The sequence below is a fragment of the Kitasatospora sp. NPDC127116 genome (genome assembly GCF_042677365.1).
Taxonomy (GTDB): Bacteria; Actinomycetota; Actinomycetes; order Streptomycetales; family Streptomycetaceae; genus Kitasatospora; species Kitasatospora lactacystinica.
In genome coordinates this window covers 30,037-48,546 of sequence record NZ_JBHXTL010000035.1, presented here as the reverse complement: position 1 = coordinate 48,546, position 18,510 = coordinate 30,037, and the positions used below count along the sequence as shown (strand labels likewise).

Below are 18,510 nucleotides of genomic sequence, written 5' to 3'. Positions count from 1 at the left end.
GCCTTCCTCAGACGGAGGACCTATGATGCCCGGGGCTGCCGCCGCGCACCCGGAAGCAGTACGTTCTCCGTCACCGGCCGACGCCGAAGGGCCGGGCGGGCCGAGCGAGCGACCACGAGCTGAGGACCGTGCCAGTGACAGTCAGTGCCCAAGAGGCCTCCAGGATCCCGCCGAGCGGAGGGCGTTCGCTGGTCGGTGGATCCGCGGGCCGCTCCGTGGCCCGGCTCCGGACGTCGGCTCCGGCACTGCTCGCGGGCGAGGCCGTGGTCTCCTTCCTGGCCGCCCTGGTGCTCCCGCTGATGGCGCGCGGCTTCCAGATGGACCCGCTGAACCGGATCGCCCAGGTGAGCGGTCTCGCCGCGGTGCAGCTGCGGTTCGCGGTCATCGGCTTCCTCCTGCTCGGCGCGGTCGTGCTCGCGATGCGCTTCCGCTCGGGCCGGCACTTCGGCCTGGCGTCCCGTTTCTCCTCGGCCGCCATCGCCGGTCTCGCCAGCGGCTTCGTGGCGGCCGGCGCGGTCATCGCGCTGCTCGGCACGCCCTGGCCGATGTTCGGCATGAACGGCGACAGCCAGCGCATCGTCGAGTGGGCCCACGCGGTGGTGAACGGTCAGCCCTCGGGCTCGCCGGTCTACCCGCCGGCGCCGCTCTACACCCTGGGCTTCTACGCGGAGCTGTTCCGCGGCGGCAACACCGCGTACGCCTTCAAGGACCTGCAGATCTTCGGCGCCGCCGCGTTCGGCCCGCTGGTCTACCTCTCGTGGCGCATGCTGCTCAGCCCGGTCCGCGCACTGGCCTTCGGCGTGCTGCCGGCCTTCGCCCTGATCGACGCCTACAAGCCGTACAGCCAGACCGTGCTGGTGGTCCTGGTGCCCGTGCTGGTCGCCGTGGTGGTGCACCTGCGCCGGAGCGGGACGGACGGCTGGCGGCTGCTGCTGCTGAAGGCGGGCGGCTTCGGGGCGTTGCTGGGCCTGATGTTCCTCACGTACTCCGGCTGGTTCCTGTGGAGCGCCCTCGGCGTGCTGGTCGCGGCGCTGATGTACTTCCCCTGGCACGAAGACCGGCGCAAGGGCCTGGCGTACCTCGGCACCACCGGGGTCGCCTTCCTGCTGGTCTGCGGCAGCTACCTGGTGACCATGCTGACGGAGGCCCCGGACACCAAGGACTCCAACTTCCGCTTCGACAACTTCACCGACCCGGCGTACTTCCTGATGTGGCGTACGGACATGCCGGGCAAGGTGGGGGACTGGCCGATCCCCGGCGAGTTCGGCGGCATGGACCTGTTCGCGGTGGTGATGTTCGTCGCACTGGGCGCGGCCCTCTGGCTTGGCATCCGCAAGCCGGTGATCGTCACCATCAGCTGCATGTTCGCGAGCGCCTGGGTGATGCGGATGTTCATCGCCTCGCACATGTACGAGACGCAGACGGTCCAGCTCTACACCCGGACCAACAACCAGCTGCTCTACTGCGGCCTGCTGCTCTGCGCCCTGCTCGCCCACCTGGTCTCGCTCCGGCTGGCCGAGCGCCGCCGGGCCGCCGAGGCCGCGGAGGCCGCCGGGACGGCCGGAACCGCCGGAACGGCCCTGCCGGGTCCGCAGGCGGCCGTGATCGGTACGCTGTTCGCTCTTCTCTTCCTGTTCGGTACGGTCTCCTCGTCGATGGCGGACCGCTACATGCCGGCGAAGGAGGACACCTACCGCATCCTGCCGTGGGTGTCGCACACCATGCAGAACCTCGACGGCACCTGCCCGAAGTTCGCGCCGGGTGGGCAGTGCTCCAAGACCGGTGACCAGTCATGGCTCAGCATGATCAAGTAACCAGTTCCCGCCCATGAGCCCGAACTGACCCCGAAGGCCCAATCCTGATGATGATCACCGCCGTCAAGAGCCTCGCCGACCGGCTCGTCTCCTCACCGAGGCGTCTGTGGGTCGTGGCGTTCGCGATCCTGTTCGCACTGAGTGGGGCCTGGGCGTTCGCTTCGCCGACCGGCGCCTCGCCGGACGAGCACGCACACCTGATCCGGGCGGCGGCCGTCGCCCGGGGCCAGGTCGAGGGACGGGAGGTCATGGTCCCGCACCTGGTGGGCGGCATCGAGGGCCAGTTCGCCGAGACCGGGGTCGAGCTCCCGCGCATCTACCAGGACCTCAAGGACGTCAACAGCTGCTACGTCTTCAAGCCCGAGCAGCCGGCCTCCTGCGCGCCCCGGCTCGTGGACCGTCCGGGGGAGACCCTGGTGACCACCGCGGCGGGCCGCTACCACCCGGCGTACTACTTCGCGGTGGGCTGGCCCAGCCTCCTGGTCCACGGGGCCAAGGCCTTCTACCTGATGCGCCTGATGTCGGCGCTGATCTGCTCCGCCCTGGTGGCGAGCGCGGTGGTCTCGGCGGCGGAGTGGCGGCGGCGCTCCTTCACCCTGCTCGGCGTGATCACCGCGGCCACGCCGATGGCGCTGTTCCTGTTCGGCGTGGTCAACCCGAGCGGTCCGGAGATCGCGGCGGGCATCCTGGTCTGGAGCGCCGGGCTGCCGATGCTGATGAGCCCGGACCCGCTCCTGCTGAACCGCCGGCTGGCGCGGCTGGGAATCGGCGCGCTGGTGCTGATCAGCATCCGCCCGCTGGGCCTGATCTGGTTCGCCGGGGCCCTGTTCTTCGCGCTGCTGCTGGGCCAGAAGGGGGCGGTGCGCGAAGTGCTCCGCCGCAAGGTGACCTGGCTCTGGGGCGGCCTGGCGGCGGCGGGGGCCGTCGCGGCCCTGGCCTGGTCGTCGAGCCACCCGGACAACTCGATCATCAACACCCCGAGCGACCTCACCCCGCTCGCCGCGGCCCGGAAGACCTTCGACTTCGGCCTGCTCTACATGAAGCAGATGATCGGCTACTTCGGCTGGCTGGACGCCGAGGCGCCGGCCGCGACGCTGCTGGTCTGGTGCGGTGTGGCGCTCGCCCTGGCGATGTTCGCGCTCTGCTACGCCCGGTTCCGCGACGCCCTGGCGATCGTCGGCGTGATGGCCGGCATCGTGGTGATACCGATAGCGGCACAGGCCATGCAGGCGCGCCAGCTGGGCATGATCTGGCAGGGCCGCTACCTGCTGCCGTTCGCCGTCGGACTGCCGATCCTGTGCGCCGCGATCTGCCACGAGCGGCTGCCCTGGGGCGGCTTCGCCTGGCGCCGGCTGCTGGTGATCGCCGGCTTCTCGCTGTCCCTGGTCAACGCCGCGGCCTTCCTCTGGGCGCTGCGCCGCAACACCGTCGGCAGCACCGGCCCGCTGCTGATCAACCCGGCCCACTGGTCCCCGCCCGGCACCTGGATGCTCTGGCTGGCCGTGTACACGCTGGCCGCGCTCGCGCTGGGGCTGTTCACGGCGGTGTCGGACAACCGGGAGCGCCCGCTGCCGCAGTCGGCAGGGGCGGCCGGCGGCAGCGCCAGCCAGGACCCGCCCCGGCTCGCCGGGGCCCACGCGGAGGCGTAGGGTCGCGGTGCGGGGGCTGCCCGGTTGTGGTAGGGAGCCCCGCCCCGGCCCGGTTCCCGGCCCGCTTTCGGTGCAAGCCCCGCGACCTGCGGCGTTGCATTTGTTTTGACCGAGCCCGATGCGCTAGGTACGCTCTGACCTTGTGCCTGGGGTGTCCCCGGGTCCTTGTGCGTGCATGCACACCGGTCGCCGCGCCGAGCCGGAGCGCTTCCCAGCGCGCCGCGCGTAGAGCGCCGTCGCTGTACAGCAGCCATGGGATTCCGTGTCGTAACAAGCCCAACACACCCGACCGCGTGGGTCGACCACGGGGCCGTGTGCGAGGGAGACATCGCAGGTTAGTTCCACCAAGCCTTGGCACACAGAAAACGGAGAAACGGTGCCTACGATCCAGCAGCTGGTCCGAAAGGGCCGGCAGGACAAGGTCGAGAAGAACAAGACTCCCGCGCTGAAGGGTTCCCCGCAGCGCCGTGGGGTCTGCACGCGTGTGTACACGACCACCCCGAAGAAGCCGAACTCGGCTCTCCGCAAGGTCGCCCGTGTGCGCCTCACCAGCGGGATCGAGGTCACCGCTTACATCCCGGGCGAGGGCCACAACCTGCAGGAGCACTCCATCGTGCTGGTGCGCGGTGGTCGTGTGAAGGACCTTCCTGGTGTCCGCTACAAGATCATCCGCGGTTCGCTCGACACCCAGGGTGTCAAGAACCGCAAGCAGGCCCGCAGCCGCTACGGCGCCAAGAAGGAGAAGTAAGAATGCCTCGTAAGGGCCCCGCCCCGAAGCGCCCGGTCATCATCGACCCGGTTTACGGCTCCCCGGTCGTCACCCAGCTGGTCAACAAGATCCTGCTGCACGGCAAGCGCTCCACCGCTGAGCGGATCGTCTACGGCGCCCTCGAGGGCGTCCGTGAGAAGACCGGCTCGGACCCCGTCGTGACGCTGAAGCGCGCGCTGGAGAACGTCAAGCCGGCCCTCGAGGTCAAGTCCCGCCGTGTCGGTGGCGCGACCTACCAGGTTCCGGTCGAGGTCCGTCCGGGCCGCGCCAGCACCCTGGCGCTGCGCTGGATGGTCGGTTACTCCCGCGCCCGTCGCGAGAAGACCATGACCGAGCGCCTGATGAACGAGATCCTCGACGCCAGCAACGGCCTGGGCGCTTCCGTGAAGCGTCGTGAGGACACCCACAAGATGGCCGAGTCCAACAAGGCCTTCGCGCACTACCGCTGGTAGTCCCTACCCCGTCACTAGACAGAGAGAGAACGAGCCACCATGGCTGCAACCTCCCTTGACCTCGCCAGGGTCCGCAACATCGGGATCATGGCGCACATCGACGCGGGCAAGACCACCACCACCGAGCGGATCCTGTTCTACACCGGTGTCTCGTACAAGATCGGTGAGGTCCACGATGGCGCTGCCACCATGGACTGGATGGAGCAGGAGCAGGAGCGCGGCATCACGATCACGTCGGCCGCGACGACCTGTCACTGGACCGTTGACGACGTCGACAACACCATCAACATCATCGACACCCCGGGCCACGTCGACTTCACCGTCGAGGTGGAGCGTTCGCTGCGCGTCCTCGACGGTGCCGTGACGGTGTTCGACGGTGTCGCCGGTGTCGAGCCCCAGTCCGAGACCGTGTGGCGGCAGGCTGACCGCTACGGCGTCCCGCGCATCTGCTTCATCAACAAGCTGGACCGCACGGGCGCGAACTTCTTCTTCTGCGTCAAGACCATCGTGGACCGCCTCGGCGCCACCCCGCTGGTCATGCAGCTGCCGATCGGTGCCGAGTCGGACTTCCAGGGCGTTGTCGACCTGGTCCGCATGAAGGCGCTGGTCTGGTCCGCCGAGGCCGCCAAGGGCGAGATGTACGACGTCGTCGACATCCCGGCCGACCTGCAGGAGCAGGCCGAGGAGTACCGCGAGGCGCTCATCGACACGGTCTCGAACGTCAGCGACGAGATCATGGAGCTCGCCCTGGAGGGCGAGGAGATCCCGGTCGAGCTGCTGCAGGACGCGATCCGCAAGGGCACCCTGAACTCGGACTTCACCCCGATCTTCTGCGGTACCGCCTTCAAGAACAAGGGCGTTCAGCCCCTGCTCGACGCGGTCGTCAAGTACCTGCCGTCGCCGCTGGACATCGAGTCCATCGAGGGCACCAAGCCCGGCGACGACACGGTCAAGATCTCCCGCAAGGCCTCGGACGACGAGCCGCTCGCCGCGCTCGCGTTCAAGATCATGTCGGACCCGCACCTCGGCAAGCTCACCTTCGTCCGGGTCTACTCGGGCCGCCTGGAGTCCGGCACCTCGGTGCTGAACGCCGTCAAGGGCAAGAAGGAGCGCATCGGCAAGATCTACCGCATGCACGCGAACAAGCGTGAGGAGATCGACTCGGTGGGCGCCGGCGACATCATCGCCGTCATGGGCCTGAAGCAGACCACCACCGGTGAGACGCTGTCCGACGAGAAGAACCCGGTCATCCTGGAGTCCATGGACTTCCCGGCCCCGGTCATCCGCGTCGCGATCGAGCCCAAGTCCAAGGGTGACCAGGAGAAGCTGGGTGTTGCCATCCAGCGTCTCGCCGAGGAGGACCCGTCCTTCCAGGTCAACACGGACGAGGAGACCGGCCAGACCATCATCGCGGGTATGGGCGAGCTGCACCTCGAGGTGCTGGTCGACCGTATGCGCCGTGAGTTCAAGGTCGAGGCCAACGTCGGCAAGCCGCAGGTCGCGTACCGCGAGACCATCCGCCAGGCGGTCGAGCGCATCGACTACACCCACAAGAAGCAGACCGGTGGTTCCGGTCAGTTCGCCAAGGTGCAGATCGCGATCGAGCCGCTCGAGCAGGCCGAGGGCTACGAGTTCGTCAACAAGGTCACCGGTGGCCGCGTTCCGCGCGAGTACATCCCGTCGGTCGACGCCGGTTGCCAGGAGGCCATGGAGTTCGGCATCCTCGCCGGCTACCCGCTGCAGGGTGTCCGCGTGAGCCTGCTCGACGGTCAGGCGCACGACGTCGACTCCTCCGAGCTCGCGTTCAAGATCGCCGGTTCGATGGCGTTCAAGGAAGGCGCGCGGAAGGCCAAGCCGGTCCTCCTCGAGCCGATGATGGCCGTCGAGGTCACCACGCCCGAGGACTACATGGGCGACGTGATCGGCGACATCAACTCTCGCCGTGGCCAGATCCGGTCCATGGACGAGCGTCACGGTGCCCGCGTCGTCACGGCGCTGGTGCCCCTCTCCGAGATGTTCGGCTACGTCGGTGACCTGCGCAGCAAGACCTCTGGTCGCGCGAGCTACTCGATGCAGTTCGACTCGTACGCCGAGGTTCCGAAGAACGTGGCGGACGACATCATCGCCAAGGCCAAGGGCGAGTGACGTCCCGATAATCGGGACGATAGCGAAGCCTTAGGCTATTCGGAGGCAACCCGGGAGGATCCGGTCGGATCCTCCCGGGGCCTCCGGCCCCCCCACCAGCGGGACGGCACGGGATGTCCTCCGGACAACCCGCACCAAAACCGATCAAAGACCAACTGGCGTCAGCACGGCGTACAGGAACTGTCCTCAGGAGGACTCAGTGGCGAAGGCGAAGTTCGAGCGGACGAAGCCCCACGTCAACATCGGCACCATCGGTCACATCGACCACGGTAAGACCACGCTGACCGCGGCCATCACCAAGGTGCTGCACGACGCGTACCCGGAGATCAACCCCTTCACGCCGTTCGACCAGATCGACAAGGCGCCGGAGGAGCGGCAGCGCGGTATCACCATCTCCATCGCGCACGTCGAGTACCAGACCGAGGCGCGCCACTACGCCCACGTCGACTGCCCGGGTCACGCCGACTACATCAAGAACATGATCACCGGTGCTGCCCAGATGGACGGCGCCATCCTCGTGGTCGCCGCCACCGACGGCCCGATGCCGCAGACCAAGGAGCACGTCCTCCTGGCCCGCCAGGTCGGCGTTCCGTACATCGTCGTCGCCCTGAACAAGGCCGACATGGTGGACGACGAGGAGATCCTGGAGCTCGTCGAGCTCGAGGTCCGCGAGCTGCTCTCCGAGTACGAGTTCCCGGGCGACGACCTGCCGGTCGTCCGCGTCTCCGCGCTGAAGGCGCTGGAGGGCGACAAGGAGTGGGGCGAGAAGCTCCTCGGCCTGATGCACGCGGTCGACGAGGCCATCCCGACCCCGGCCCGCGCCGTGGACCAGCCGTTCCTGATGCCGATCGAGGACGTCTTCACGATCACCGGTCGTGGCACCGTCGTCACCGGTCGTATCGAGCGTGGCATCCTCAAGGTCAACGAGACTGTCGACATCATCGGCATCAAGGAGACCAAGACCACCACCACGGTCACCGGCATCGAGATGTTCCGCAAGCTGCTCGACGAGGGCCAGGCCGGTGAGAACGTCGGTCTGCTGCTCCGTGGCATCAAGCGCGAGGACGTCGAGCGCGGCCAGGTCATCATCAAGCCGGGTTCGGTTACGCCGCACACCGACTTCGAGGCGCAGTCCTACATCCTGTCGAAGGACGAGGGTGGCCGCCACACCCCGTTCTTCAACAACTACCGCCCGCAGTTCTACTTCCGTACCACGGACGTGACCGGCGTCGTGACCCTCCCCGAGGGCACCGAGATGGTCATGCCGGGCGACAACACCGCCATGACCGTCGCGCTGATCCAGCCGATCGCCATGGAGGAGGGCCTGAAGTTCGCCATCCGTGAGGGTGGCCGCACCGTCGGCGCCGGCCAGGTCACCAAGATCATCAAGTAATCTGATGGTCTGACCTGCCTGCCTCGTACAGGCTCAGTCCGAAGGGCCCCGCGCACCGCACGGTGCGCGGGGCCCTTCGGCGTCTCATCAGCGGTTCACCGGAGCGCGCCTCCTTTCAGCGGCCGCTCATCGCAGACTGTTATGGTCGGGCGACATCCAGCCCGGCCGTCGTGGAAAGTGGGACCAACGCATGTCAACGGCACCGCTGTTGTCGGTCGTGATGCCTATCTACAACGAGCAGGAGGCGCTCCCGCTGACCGTCGAACGGCTGCGGCCGATCCTCGACGGGCTCGACGTGAGCTACGAGGTGGTCGGCGTCGACGACGGCAGCACCGATGTCACCCCGGTGCTGATGCAGAAGATCCGCCAGGACTGGCCGGAGTTCCGCATCGTCCGCTTCGCCCGCAACTCCGGGCACCAGGCCGCCCTCACCGCCGGCCTCCACCGCGCCTTCGGCGACTACGTGGTCTCCATCGACGCCGACCTCCAGGACCCGCCGGAGAAGATCCCCGAGATGCTGGCGCTCGCCCGCGAGCAGAACCTGGACATCGTCTACGGCGTGCGCGGCGACCGCGGCACCGACACCTTCTTCAAGCGGCACACCGCCGGCGGGTACTACCGGCTGATGCGCCGACTGGTCGGCAAGCGGATGCCCAACCAGGCCGGCGACTTCCGGCTGCTCAGCCGGGCGGCCGTGGACGCGCTCAAGGCGATGCCCGAGCACCAGCCGGTCTACCGGCTGCTGGTGCCCTGGCTGGGCTTCCCCAGCGGCGAGGTGGTCTACGTGCGCGAGGAGCGGATCGCGGGGAGCAGCCACTACCCGCTGTCCAAGATGGTCCGGCTCGCGTTCGACAGCGTCACCAACTTCTCCGCCGCCCCGCTGCGACTGGCCACCTGGCTCGGGCTGTTCAGCTTCCTGGTCTGCATCCTGCTGGCGCTCTACACCACGGTCGCGTACGCCGTCGGCTCCACCGTGCCCGGCTGGTCCTCGCTGTTCATAGGGATGCTCTTCATCGGCGCCGTGCAGCTGGTCTGCGTCGGCCTGCTGGGCGAGTACGTCGGCCGGATCTACTCGGCGGTCCAGGCGCGGCCCGCGTACTTCGTCGGCTACGACTCGGCGGAGGAGCCGGACCGGTACGGTGCGGGCGCGTGAACGAGAGCCTCCCCACGGCCCGGGACGAGCGCGAGGAGCCCGCAGAGGCACCCCGGCCGGTCCGCCGGCTGCTGCCGTCCTTCCTGGTGATCGGGGTGCTGAGCACCGTCTTCTGCCTGGCGCTGTTCGTGCTGCTGCGGCTGGTGACCTCGCCGCAGGTGGCCAACCTGATCGCGCTGGCGGTCAGCGCGGTGGCCAACACCGCGGCCAACCGCCGCTTCACCTTCGGCATCACCGGCTCGGACGGCGCGGTGCGCCACCAACTGCAGGGTGCGGTCGCGTTCCTGATCGGGCTGGGCCTGTCCAGCGGCGCCCTGGCGCTGCTGGACGTGGCGGTGCCGCACGCCTCCCGGACGGTCGAGGTGGCCGGGCTGGTGGTGGCCAACGGCCTCGCCACGGTGGTCCGGTTCGTGCTGGCCAAGGTGTGGGTCTTCCGGACGCCCTGAGCCGGCGCGGGGGAGACGACGACGGAGGGGGCGCGTGCCGTGGCACGCGCCCCCTCCGTGTGGGCCGGGCTGCGCTACTGCTGCTTCAGCGAGTCCGTGTAGGCCTTGCAGGCCTGGTAGTCCGGCAGCAGGCCGTCGGCGAGCGCCTCCGCGAGGGAGGGCGCCACCGCGTCGCGGGCCGAGAGCTGCGGGGCGTCGGTCGGCCACTCGATGCCGAGATCCGGGTCCAGCGGGTGCACGCCGTGCTCGCCGGTCGGGTTGTACGTCGCCGAGCAGAGGTAGGTCAGCGTGGCGTCGTCGGTGAGGGCGCAGAAGCCGTGGCCGAGGCCCTCCGGGATGTAGACGGCCTTGCGCTCGGTGTCGTCCAGCCGGACGAACTCCCACTTGCCGAAGTTCGGCGAGCCGACCCGCAGGTCGACGATGACGTCCAGCACCGCGCCGCGGGTGCAGGCCACGTACTTGGCCTGGCCGGGCGGGACGTCGGCGAAGTGGATGCCGCGGACGACGTCCTTGGCGGAGAGCGACAGGTTGGCCTGGGCCAGGTTCAGCGGGTGGCCGACGACCTCGGCGAGGCGGTCGAAGCGGTACCACTCGGTGAAGTGGCCGCGGGCGTCGCCGTGCACCTGAGGGGTGATTTCGAAGGCGCCCTCGATGGAGAGCTCACGGAACTTCACTTGGCGGCCGCCTCTTCGAGCAGGCCCACCAGGTACTGGCCGTAGCCGCTCTTCAGCAGCGGCTCGGCGAGCTCGCGCAGCTGGGCGTCGTCGATCAGCCCGGCCCGCCAGACGGCCTCCTCGATGCAGCCGATCTTGAAGCCCTGGCGCTCCTCGATGACCCGGACGAACTCCGAGGCCTGGACCATCGACACGAACGTGCCGGTGTCCAGCCAGGCGGTGCCGCGGTCGAGGATCGTCACGTGCAGGTCGCCGGTGCGCAGGTAGGCGTCGTTGACGGCGGTGATCTCCAGCTCGCCGCGGGCGCTCGGCTCCAGCGTGCGGGCGATCTCGACGACCCGGTTGTCGTAGAAGTACAGGCCGGGGACGGCGTAACGGGACTTGGGCTCGGTCGGCTTCTCCTCGATGGAGATGACCTGGCCGGTCCCGTCGAACTCGACCACGCCGTACGCGGTCGGGTCGGCCACGGGGTACGCGAAGACCCGGCCGCCCTTGATGTCGGAGTGCTCGGTGAGCGCGGTGCCCAGGCCGGTGCCGTGGAAGATGTTGTCGCCGAGGATCAGGGCCACCGGCTCGTCGCCGATGAAGTCCGCGCCGAGCACGAAGGCCTGGGCGATGCCCTCGGGCTTCTCCTGGACGGCGTACTGGAGCTTCAGGCCGAACTGGGAACCGTCGCCCAGCAGTCGTTCGAACTGGTCCCGGTCGTTCGGGGTGGTGATGATCAGGATTTCGCTTATCCCGGCCATCACCAGGGTCGAGAGGGGGTAGTAGATCATCGGCTTGTCGAAGACCGGGAGGAGCTGCTTCGACACCGCACGGGTCAGGGGCCACAGCCGCGAGCCGGTGCCGCCGGCCAGGAGGATTCCACGCATGGGTGCACCCTATTCGAGATCGGTGAACGCGGGAGGGGCCGGGTCGGGAGGGCGTTCGGGCGGCGGTAGACTACGCGCATTATGCGCATCCTCGTGACCGGCGGCGCCGGATTCATCGGTTCGGAGTTCGTCCGTCAGCTCCTCGGGGCTGACGAGAATGCCCGGATCACGGTCTTTGACAAGCTCACCTACTCGGGCGTCCTGGAGAACCTCGCTCCGGTGGCCGACCACAAGGGCTACACCTTCGTCCAGGGCGACATCTGCGACGCGGACGCCGTCGACCAGGTCATGCCTGGACACGACGTGGTGGTGCACTTCGCCGCCGAGTCCCACGTGGACCGTTCGATCGCCGGCGCGGGCCCGTTCGTGCTGACCAACGTCGTCGGCACCCAGGTGCTGCTCGACGCGGCCCGCAAGCACGGCGTCGGCCGCTTCGTCCACATCTCCACCGACGAGGTGTACGGCTCGATCAACGAGGGCTCCTGGACCGAGACCTGGCCGCTCGAGCCGAACTCCCCGTACTCGGCCTCCAAGGCCTCCTCCGACCTGCTGGCGCTGGCCTACCACCGCACCCACGGCATGGACGTCGTGGTGACCCGCTGCTCCAACAACTACGGGCACTACCAGTTCCCGGAGAAGGTCATCCCGCTGTTCACCACCAACCTGATCGACGGCAAGAAGGTGCCGCTGTACGGCGACGGTGGCAACGTCCGCGACTGGCTGCACGTCTCGGACCACTGCCGGGGCATCGAGCTGGTCATGCGCGGCGGCCGCGCCGGCGAGGTCTACAACATCGGCGGCGGCACCGAGGCGACCAACAAGGAGCTGACCGGCCTGCTGCTGGAGGCCGCCGGCGCCGGCTGGGACATGGTCGAGCACGTCGCGGACCGCAAGGGCCACGACCTCCGCTACTCGATCGACATCAGCAAGATCCGCGAGGAGCTCGGCTACGAGCCGCAGGTCCGCTTCGAGGACGGCCTCGCCGCGACCATCGCCTGGTACCGCGAGAACCGCGCCTGGTGGGAGCCGCTGAAGCAGAAGGCGGCCCTGGCCAAGTGACCGCGAACGCCGCCGCGCCCGTGCGCTGGCTGGTCACCGGCGCGGCCGGGATGCTCGGGCAGGACCTGCTGTCGGTGCTGGGCGCCGACGGGACCGCCGAGATCACCGCGCTGCGCCGGGCGGACCTCGACATCACCGACGCGGCGGCCGTCCTGGCCGCCGTCGAGGGCCACGACATCGTGGTCAACTGCGCCGCGTGGACGAACGTCGACGGTGCGGAGACCGAGGAGGCAGCCGCCACCGCCGTCAACGGCACCGGCGTGCGCCACCTGGCCGCGGCCTGCGCCAGCACCGGCGCGCGGCTGCTGCACGTCTCCACCGACTACGTCCTGCCGGGCGACGCCACCGAGCCCTGCCCGGAGGACGCCCCGACCGCTCCGGTGAACGCGTACGGCCGCAGCAAGCTGGTGGGGGAGCAGGCGGTCGCCGAACTCCTCCCCGAGCACGGCTACATCGTGCGCACCGCCTGGCTGTACGGCGAGCACGGCCCGAACTTCGTGGCCACCATGCTCAAGCTCGCCGCCCAGCGGGACACCCTGGACGTGGTGGACGACCAGCACGGCCAGCCGACCTGGTCGTACGCGCTGGCCGGCCGCCTGGTCGAGCTCGGCCGGGCCGCGCTCGCCGGGCAGGCCCCGGCCGGGGTCTACCACGGCACCGCGAGCGGCCGCACCACCTGGTGCGGACTGGCCGGCGAGACCTACGCGCTGAGCGGGCTGGACCGGGAGCGGATCCGCCCGACCACGTCGGAGGCCTTCGTCCGCCCGGCCGCCCGCCCCGCCTTCAGCGTGCTGGCCCACGACCGCTGGGCCGCCGCCGGACTGGCGCCGCTGCCCGAGTGGCGGGCCATGCTGGCCGAGGCGCTGTCCCGGCCCGTCTTCGCCGAACTGGCCGCAACGGCCCGGACCACCGAGAGCGACAGACCTCAGTGAAGAACGCACTGACGAAGGTGGCTGCCGCGCTACCGCCGGGAACCCTGGCGGTGGCCGGCGGCACCGTCGTCCTGGGTGCCGCCAACTACATCCACCTCGGGGTGGCGGGCCACAGCCTGTCCGTCGACGACATGGCGAACGTCTCGCTGCTGTGGACGATCGTGATGTCCGTCGGCATCGGCGTCTTCTTCCCGATCGAGCAGGAGCTCACCCGGATCGTCGCGGCGCGCGCGGCGCTCGGCCACGGTGCCGCGCCGGTCCTGCGCCGGGCGGCCCTGCTCACCGGCGGGATCCTCGGGGCGACCCTGATCGTCCTCGGCGCCGCCTCCGGCCCGATCGCCCGGTCGATGTTCCACGGCGACCGCTCGCTGGTGCTGGCGCTCGGCGGGGCCTTCACCGGCATGGCCGTCTGCTACCTCACCCGTGGCGTGCTGGCCGGCCTCGGCCGCTTCGGCGCGTACGGCACCCAGCTCGGCCTGGACGGCGGCCTGCGGATCGGCCTGGCCTTCGCCTGCGGCGTGGCCGGGGTGCACTCGGCGCTCGCGTTCAGCTTGATCCTGGCCGTCGCGCCGATCCTCGCCACGATCGCCACGCTGCCGCCGCTGCTGCGCGCGGTGAAGCCCGGTGAGCAGGTCGGCTGGTCCGAACTCTGCTCCGGGCTGGGCCTGCTGATCTGCTCGACGCTGCTCTCGCAGGTCGTGGTGAACGCGGCCGTGGTGAGCACCAAGCTGCTCGCGCCCTCGGACTCCGCGCTGATCGCCGCCCTGCTCAACGCGCTGGTGCTGGCCCGGGTGCCGCTGTTCGTCTTCGGTTCGCTCCAGGCCTCGCTGCTGAACGGCCTCTCCGCCGCGATCGCGGTCGGGGACCGGGCGGCCTTCACCGGGATGCTCAAGAAGATCGGTGTCGTGGTGGGCGCGCTCGGCGTGCTCGGCGGGATCCCGGCGGTCGCCCTCGGCCCGTGGCTGATCCAGGTGCTGTTCGGCGCCAAGCCGGTGCTCGGCTGCCTCGACTTCTTCTGGTTGTCCGCCGGAACCGTGGCGTACATGTTCGCGATGGTGCTCGGCCAGGCGCTGATGGTATTCAAGCGGCACAACCTTCAGCTGCTCTGCTGGGCGCTCGGCACCGCGGTCCTCGCCGGGGTGACCTTCCTGCCGGGCGAGGTGTCCACCCGCGTGATCCTTGCGTACACGGCGGGTTCCGTGGCCACCGTCCTCGGTATGCTGGCGGTGCTGAGGCAGAGTTTCGCCCGTTCGGCGACGAATTCCGCCGGCCTCGTCCAGCAGCCGGGGGACCCGAACGCCGCGGTGCTGAGCAGCCGGACGGCCGGTGAATGACCGTGTCCGCCCCTCATCTTCAGATCGCCGCGCAGCAGCGCGGGCCAGACCCCATTCATGGAGCCTCCGTGTCCCAGTACGACGATGTTTGGCTGGTGATCCCGGCCTACAACGAGGGCCAGGTGATCGCCGACGTTGTGGAGGGGGCGCGAAAGACGTTCCCGAACATCGTGGTGGTCGATGACGGCAGCGGCGACGACTCGGCCAAGCACATCATGGAGACGGGCGCGCACCTGGTGCGCCACCCGGTCAACCTCGGTCAGGGCGCCGCCCTCCAGACCGGCCTGGCCTACGCCCTGGCCCAGCCGGGCGCCAAGTACTTCGCCACCTTCGACGCGGACGGTCAGCACCAGACCGCCGACGTCGAGAAGATGGTCGCCCTGCTGCGGGAGGGCGACACGGACGTGGTCCTCGGCTCGCGCTTCATCGAGCAGAACGGGCAGGTGCCGTGGATCAAGCGGGTCGTCCTGCGCACCGCGGCGACCGTCAGCCCGACCGCCCGCAAGCTCAAGCTGACCGACTCCCACAACGGCCTGCGGGTGCTGAACCGCGAGGCCGCCGGCCGGCTGCGGATCACCATGAACGGCATGGCACACGCGTCGGAGATCGTCAGCTTCCTCGCCGGCTCGGACCTCCGGGTCGCCGAGCTCCCGGTGGACATCCTGTACACCGACTACTCACGCGCCAAGGGTCAGTCCCTGATCAACGGCGTCAACATCATCTTCGACATCTCGCTGCGGGAGCGTAGCCGCCGATGAAATTCTTCTGGATCCAGCTGGTTCTCATTCTCGGCTCGGTCACTCTCGCCTACATGTTCATCCGGCGTTGGGACCGTGCCAACACCCGCGCCTGGAAGCGCATCGCGTTCTCGGTCTTCGTGGTCGTGAACATCTACGCGGTGCTGCGTCCCACCGACGTGACCTGGCTGGCCCACCAGCTCGGCGTCGGCCGCGGCACCGACCTGGTGCTGTACGGGATGGTGCTGGCGATGGGCTTCCTGACCCTGAACACCTTCCTGCGCTTCCGCTCGCTGGAGAAGAAGCTCACCGATCTGGCGCGCACCGTGGCGATCAACGAGGGCGCCCGCCTGAACGAGGAGCGCTTCGACCTGGACCTGCCGGTCTCGGCTCCGGTCGACCGCAGCAAGGCCTGATCCCGTGGCGACCTTCGAGTTCATGCTGCCGTACTACGGCGACGTGGCGCTGATGCAGGCCGCCGTGCGGAGCATCCTCGCGCAGACCGACCCGGACTTCCGGCTGACGGTCATCGACGACGGCAAGGAGCCGGACGTCCCGGGCTGGTTCGCCACGCTCGGCGACGACCGGGTGGGCTACCTGCGCAACGAGCAGAACCTCGGCATCACCAAGAACTTCCAGAAGTGCGTGGAGCTGTCCAAGGCCGACCACGTGGTCATCATGGGCTGCGACGACCTGCTGCACCCGCACTACCTGGAGACCGTCCGGTCGATCCTCAAGGCCAACCCGGACCTGGGCATGGTGCAGCCGGGCGTCGAGGTCATCGACGGCAACGGCGAGGTCAGCCGTTCCGGCCTGGCGGACAACGTCAAGGAGAAGATCTACGCGCCGACCGTCAAGGGCCGGCGGCTGATGGGCGGCGAGGAGCTGGCCGCGAGCGTGCTGCGCGGCAACTGGCTCTACTTCCCGTCGATCTGCTGGCGGGGCGAGGCGCTGCGCGCGGTCAACTTCCGTGACGAGTACTCGGTGATCCAGGACCTGGCCCTGGTCGTCGACCTGCTGGAGCGCGGCGAGCAGATGATGGTGGACAACACCACCGTCGTCTTCCAGTACCGCCGGCACGCCGTCAGCGAGTCCTCGGTGCAGGCCTTCTCCGGCACCCGGTTCACCGAGGCGGAGCGGTACTTCAACGCGGTGGCCGAGCGGATGGACGCCCGCGGCTGGCCGAAGGCCGCCCGGGCGGCCCGGTTCCGCAGCGCCTCCCGGCTGCACGCGCTGACCATGCTGCCGGGCGCGCTGAAGCGCGGTCAGCGGGACGGCGCCAAGGTCCTGGTCCGCCACGCGCTGACCGGCGGAGAGCGGCACTGACCGCTCGTAGGTCCTGATACGGCACTGGGCCGGTAGTCCGAACTCGGACTACCGGCCCAGTGCCGTTCGCGGGCGCCTCGCCGCGGGTTACCAGGGCGCGCCCGAGGGGCCGAGCGGGTCGGGCTGCCGCGGCGGGTACGGGTTGACCTTCGGGCACGCGAGCTTGCCGGTGTCGGGCACCGGCTCCAGCAGGTTGCTGATGTCCGTCGGCTGGTCGCACTGGCCGTTGGGCGCGTAGCGCGAGCAGTGCCCCTTGGTGTCGGCGGTGCTCTGCGCGATCCAGGCCAGCGCGCCGGGGCCCCAGTGCGGGTCGGGCATGTACTTGCTGGCGGTGGCGGAGCCGGCCATGCCGAAGAGCAGGCCCAGCGAGCAGATGGCGCCGATGGCCACACCGCGCGGGTTGAGGCGCAGCGGGAGCCGGCGTCCGGTCTCCGCGGCCGTCTCGGCGGCGGGGGCCGCCGGGGCGCCCTGGCGGCGGCGGACGATCAGGTAGCACGCCAGCCCGACGAGGACCAGCAGGCAGTAGAGCAGCTGCGCGCTGGTGCGCGGGTAGAGCATGACGGCCTGGTCGCGCTCCATGTGGGAGGCGTACCAGTAGCGCATCAGCAGGGCGCTCGCCGTGCACGCGGCGGCGGTCAGCACGGTGGCCCGGCCGATCCCGAGGGCCAGCGCCACGCCCAGGCCGACCAGCAGGAGGATCGTGAAGAGGCCGACCCCGCCGATCTCGCCGGGGACCGGCCAGGTGCTCTGGCCGTCGGTGCCGGGGAGGTCGTCGCGCCACATCGCGAAGTAGGTGGGCTCGGTGTAGGTGTCGAAGTAGCAGTAGCGGTCGACGGTGCTGCCGGCGGACCCGAGCAGCCGGACCAGGTAGAGGCCGGCGACGACCAGGAAGACCCCGGCGGCGGCGCCGATCGCGCACAGGGCGTTGAGCAGGCCGGGGGTACCGCCGGTGCGGCGGGCGCGCAGCAGCAGCACCAGGGTGAGCACCACCACTCCGGCCGCGGACCACACGAACCAGCCGGAGTAGAGGAGGAACAGCAGCCCGATCCCGAGGCCGAGCACGGCGCCGCGGACGGCGGCGGTGCGGCGCGGGAGGTCCGGGGCGCGCTGGAGGAGCTGCATCAGCTTCGCCACCACGGGGAGGAAGGCGACGAGCACGAAGGTGGTGTACGGCTTGTACGGCTGCGCCATCGGCAGGGCGGCGGTGACGCCGATCCCGAGCGCCCAGAGCGGGGGCAGCAGCAGGCGCCAGGACAGGTAGGCGAGCGGGCCCAGCAGCGCGGTGAACGCCAGGTCGGCGAGCTTGAGCGCGTAGCCCACCTGGCCGTGGGTGAGGTGCTCGGCGATGAAGGCGACGATGTGCGGGAACAGCGGAGGGTAGGCGCCGTCGAGGGACTTGCCGTCCATCAGGGCGCCGACCCAGGCCTGGAGGCTGCCGGAGTCGCCGTGCTGGGCGTACAGCGGCCAGTTGGTGTCGCGCAGCGCGAGCGAGATGCCGGCGGCCAGGACGCCGGAGGACAGGCCCGCGACCGCGGCGGCGGCGAACCGCACCGGGAGGTCCGCCCAGCGGCGCATCGCCGGCACCAGGACCAGGACGACGAGGCCGACGAGCAGCAGGAGCCGGAGCTGGAGCGCGGCGAGGCCGCTGACCTGGCCGATCCTCGACATGGGGTTCAGGTGGACGGTCCATGCCAGACCGGTCATGAACAGCGCCGCCGTGGCCGCGGTCAGGATCTCCGCGGCCCAGAGGACAGC

At 69.7% G+C, this 18,510-nt stretch carries 17 protein-coding genes; 14 read left to right on the top strand and 3 right to left on the bottom strand.

Going from position 1 to position 18,510, the window contains the following annotated elements:
• Positions 1–215: 215 nt before the first annotated feature.
• The 8 genes from ACFVHV_RS16700 (at position 216) to ACFVHV_RS16665 (ending at position 9,821) form a co-directional block, all read left to right on the top strand.
• Positions 216–1,814, top strand: coding sequence for a hypothetical protein (locus ACFVHV_RS16700; protein ID WP_359897525.1), 1,599 nt, complete (start codon positions 216–218; stop codon positions 1,812–1,814).
• A gap of 47 nt (positions 1,815–1,861) precedes the next feature.
• The gene (locus ACFVHV_RS16695) at positions 1,862–3,463 is read left to right on the top strand and encodes a DUF2142 domain-containing protein (RefSeq protein ID WP_359897524.1); all 1,602 of its coding nucleotides are present in this window, start codon (positions 1,862–1,864) and stop codon (positions 3,461–3,463) included.
• A 376-nt stretch (positions 3,464–3,839) separates the two neighbouring features.
• Positions 3,840–4,211, top strand: coding sequence for a 30S ribosomal protein S12 (gene rpsL, locus ACFVHV_RS16690; RefSeq protein ID WP_014144289.1), 372 nt, complete (start codon positions 3,840–3,842; stop codon positions 4,209–4,211).
• Between the two features lie 2 nt (positions 4,212–4,213).
• Positions 4,214–4,684: a 30S ribosomal protein S7 gene (rpsG, locus tag ACFVHV_RS16685; protein WP_030055803.1), complete on the top strand. Its 471-nt coding sequence runs from the start codon at positions 4,214–4,216 to the stop codon at positions 4,682–4,684.
• Between the two features lie 39 nt (positions 4,685–4,723).
• The gene (fusA, locus tag ACFVHV_RS16680) at positions 4,724–6,829 is read left to right on the top strand and encodes an elongation factor G (RefSeq protein ID WP_359897523.1); all 2,106 of its coding nucleotides are present in this window, start codon (positions 4,724–4,726) and stop codon (positions 6,827–6,829) included.
• Positions 6,830–7,028: 199 nt separating this feature from the next.
• Positions 7,029–8,222, top strand: coding sequence for an elongation factor Tu (gene tuf / locus ACFVHV_RS16675; protein WP_359897522.1), 1,194 nt, complete (start codon positions 7,029–7,031; stop codon positions 8,220–8,222).
• Between the two features lie 190 nt (positions 8,223–8,412).
• A complete protein-coding gene (locus tag ACFVHV_RS16670; RefSeq protein ID WP_359897521.1) occupies positions 8,413–9,375 on the top strand; it encodes a glycosyltransferase family 2 protein in 963 nt (320 codons plus the stop codon).
• Positions 9,372–9,821: a GtrA family protein gene (locus tag ACFVHV_RS16665; protein ID WP_359897520.1), complete on the top strand. Its 450-nt coding sequence runs from the start codon at positions 9,372–9,374 to the stop codon at positions 9,819–9,821. Before ACFVHV_RS16670 ends, ACFVHV_RS16665 begins: the two co-directional genes overlap by 4 nt.
• Before the next feature lie 74 nt (positions 9,822–9,895).
• On the opposite strand, the gene rfbC is transcribed toward ACFVHV_RS16665, so the two are convergent.
• Positions 9,896–10,495: a dTDP-4-dehydrorhamnose 3,5-epimerase gene (gene rfbC / locus ACFVHV_RS16660; protein ID WP_359897519.1), complete on the bottom strand. Its 600-nt coding sequence runs from the start codon at positions 10,493–10,495 to the stop codon at positions 9,896–9,898.
• Entirely contained in the window at positions 10,492–11,367 is an 876-nt protein-coding gene (gene rfbA, locus ACFVHV_RS16655) for a glucose-1-phosphate thymidylyltransferase RfbA (protein WP_359897518.1), read from the bottom strand. The genes rfbC and rfbA overlap by 4 nt, the downstream gene beginning before the upstream one ends.
• A gap of 81 nt (positions 11,368–11,448) precedes the next feature.
• On the opposite strand from rfbA, the gene rfbB reads away from it, so the two are divergent.
• The 6 genes from rfbB (at position 11,449) to ACFVHV_RS16625 (ending at position 16,755) form a co-directional block, all read left to right on the top strand.
• Complete coding sequence (gene rfbB, locus ACFVHV_RS16650) at positions 11,449–12,426, top strand: dTDP-glucose 4,6-dehydratase (RefSeq protein ID WP_359897517.1); 978 nt, start codon at positions 11,449–11,451, stop codon at positions 12,424–12,426.
• The gene (gene rfbD / locus ACFVHV_RS16645; RefSeq protein ID WP_380351760.1) at positions 12,423–13,358 is read left to right on the top strand and encodes a dTDP-4-dehydrorhamnose reductase; all 936 of its coding nucleotides are present in this window, start codon (positions 12,423–12,425) and stop codon (positions 13,356–13,358) included. Before rfbB ends, rfbD begins: the two co-directional genes overlap by 4 nt.
• Before the next feature lie 17 nt (positions 13,359–13,375).
• The gene (locus ACFVHV_RS16640) at positions 13,376–14,692 is read left to right on the top strand and encodes a hypothetical protein (RefSeq protein WP_359897516.1); all 1,317 of its coding nucleotides are present in this window, start codon (positions 13,376–13,378) and stop codon (positions 14,690–14,692) included.
• 68 nt (positions 14,693–14,760) lie between these two features.
• Positions 14,761–15,450, top strand: coding sequence for a glycosyltransferase family 2 protein (locus tag ACFVHV_RS16635; RefSeq protein ID WP_359897515.1), 690 nt, complete (start codon positions 14,761–14,763; stop codon positions 15,448–15,450).
• Positions 15,447–15,845 carry a DUF2304 domain-containing protein gene (locus ACFVHV_RS16630; protein WP_359897514.1) on the top strand — a complete coding sequence of 133 codons (399 nt, stop codon included), beginning with the start codon at positions 15,447–15,449 and terminating at the stop codon, positions 15,843–15,845. The genes ACFVHV_RS16635 and ACFVHV_RS16630 overlap by 4 nt, the downstream gene beginning before the upstream one ends.
• A 4-nt stretch (positions 15,846–15,849) precedes the next feature.
• Entirely contained in the window at positions 15,850–16,755 is a 906-nt protein-coding gene (locus ACFVHV_RS16625; RefSeq protein WP_359897513.1) for a glycosyltransferase, read from the top strand.
• Between the two features lie 87 nt (positions 16,756–16,842).
• Here ACFVHV_RS16625 and ACFVHV_RS16620 read toward each other — a convergent pair whose 3' ends face one another.
• Positions 16,843–18,459, bottom strand: a complete 1,617-nt coding sequence (locus ACFVHV_RS16620; RefSeq protein ID WP_380351758.1) for a hypothetical protein — start codon at positions 18,457–18,459, stop codon at positions 16,843–16,845.
• Positions 18,460–18,510: the final 51 nt, after the last annotated feature.

What these genes read in the sequence shown, in the direction of transcription:
- ACFVHV_RS16695 (WP_359897524.1), top strand. Translation starts at nt 1,862, where the DNA reads ATGATGATCACCGCCGTCAAGAGCCTCGCCGACCGGCTCGTCTCCTCA.
- rpsG (WP_030055803.1), top strand. Translation starts at nt 4,214, where the DNA reads ATGCCTCGTAAGGGCCCCGCCCCGAAGCGCCCGGTCATCATCGACCCG.
- fusA (WP_359897523.1), top strand. Translation starts at nt 4,724, where the DNA reads ATGGCTGCAACCTCCCTTGACCTCGCCAGGGTCCGCAACATCGGGATC.
- ACFVHV_RS16670 (WP_359897521.1), top strand. Translation starts at nt 8,413, where the DNA reads ATGTCAACGGCACCGCTGTTGTCGGTCGTGATGCCTATCTACAACGAG.
- rfbA (WP_359897518.1), bottom strand. Translation starts at nt 11,367, where the DNA reads ATGCGTGGAATCCTCCTGGCCGGCGGCACCGGCTCGCGGCTGTGGCCC.
- rfbB (WP_359897517.1), top strand. Translation starts at nt 11,449, where the DNA reads ATGCGCATCCTCGTGACCGGCGGCGCCGGATTCATCGGTTCGGAGTTC.
- ACFVHV_RS16630 (WP_359897514.1), top strand. Translation starts at nt 15,447, where the DNA reads ATGAAATTCTTCTGGATCCAGCTGGTTCTCATTCTCGGCTCGGTCACT.
- ACFVHV_RS16620 (WP_380351758.1), bottom strand. Translation starts at nt 18,459, where the DNA reads ATGACCGGTCTGGCATGGACCGTCCACCTGAACCCCATGTCGAGGATC.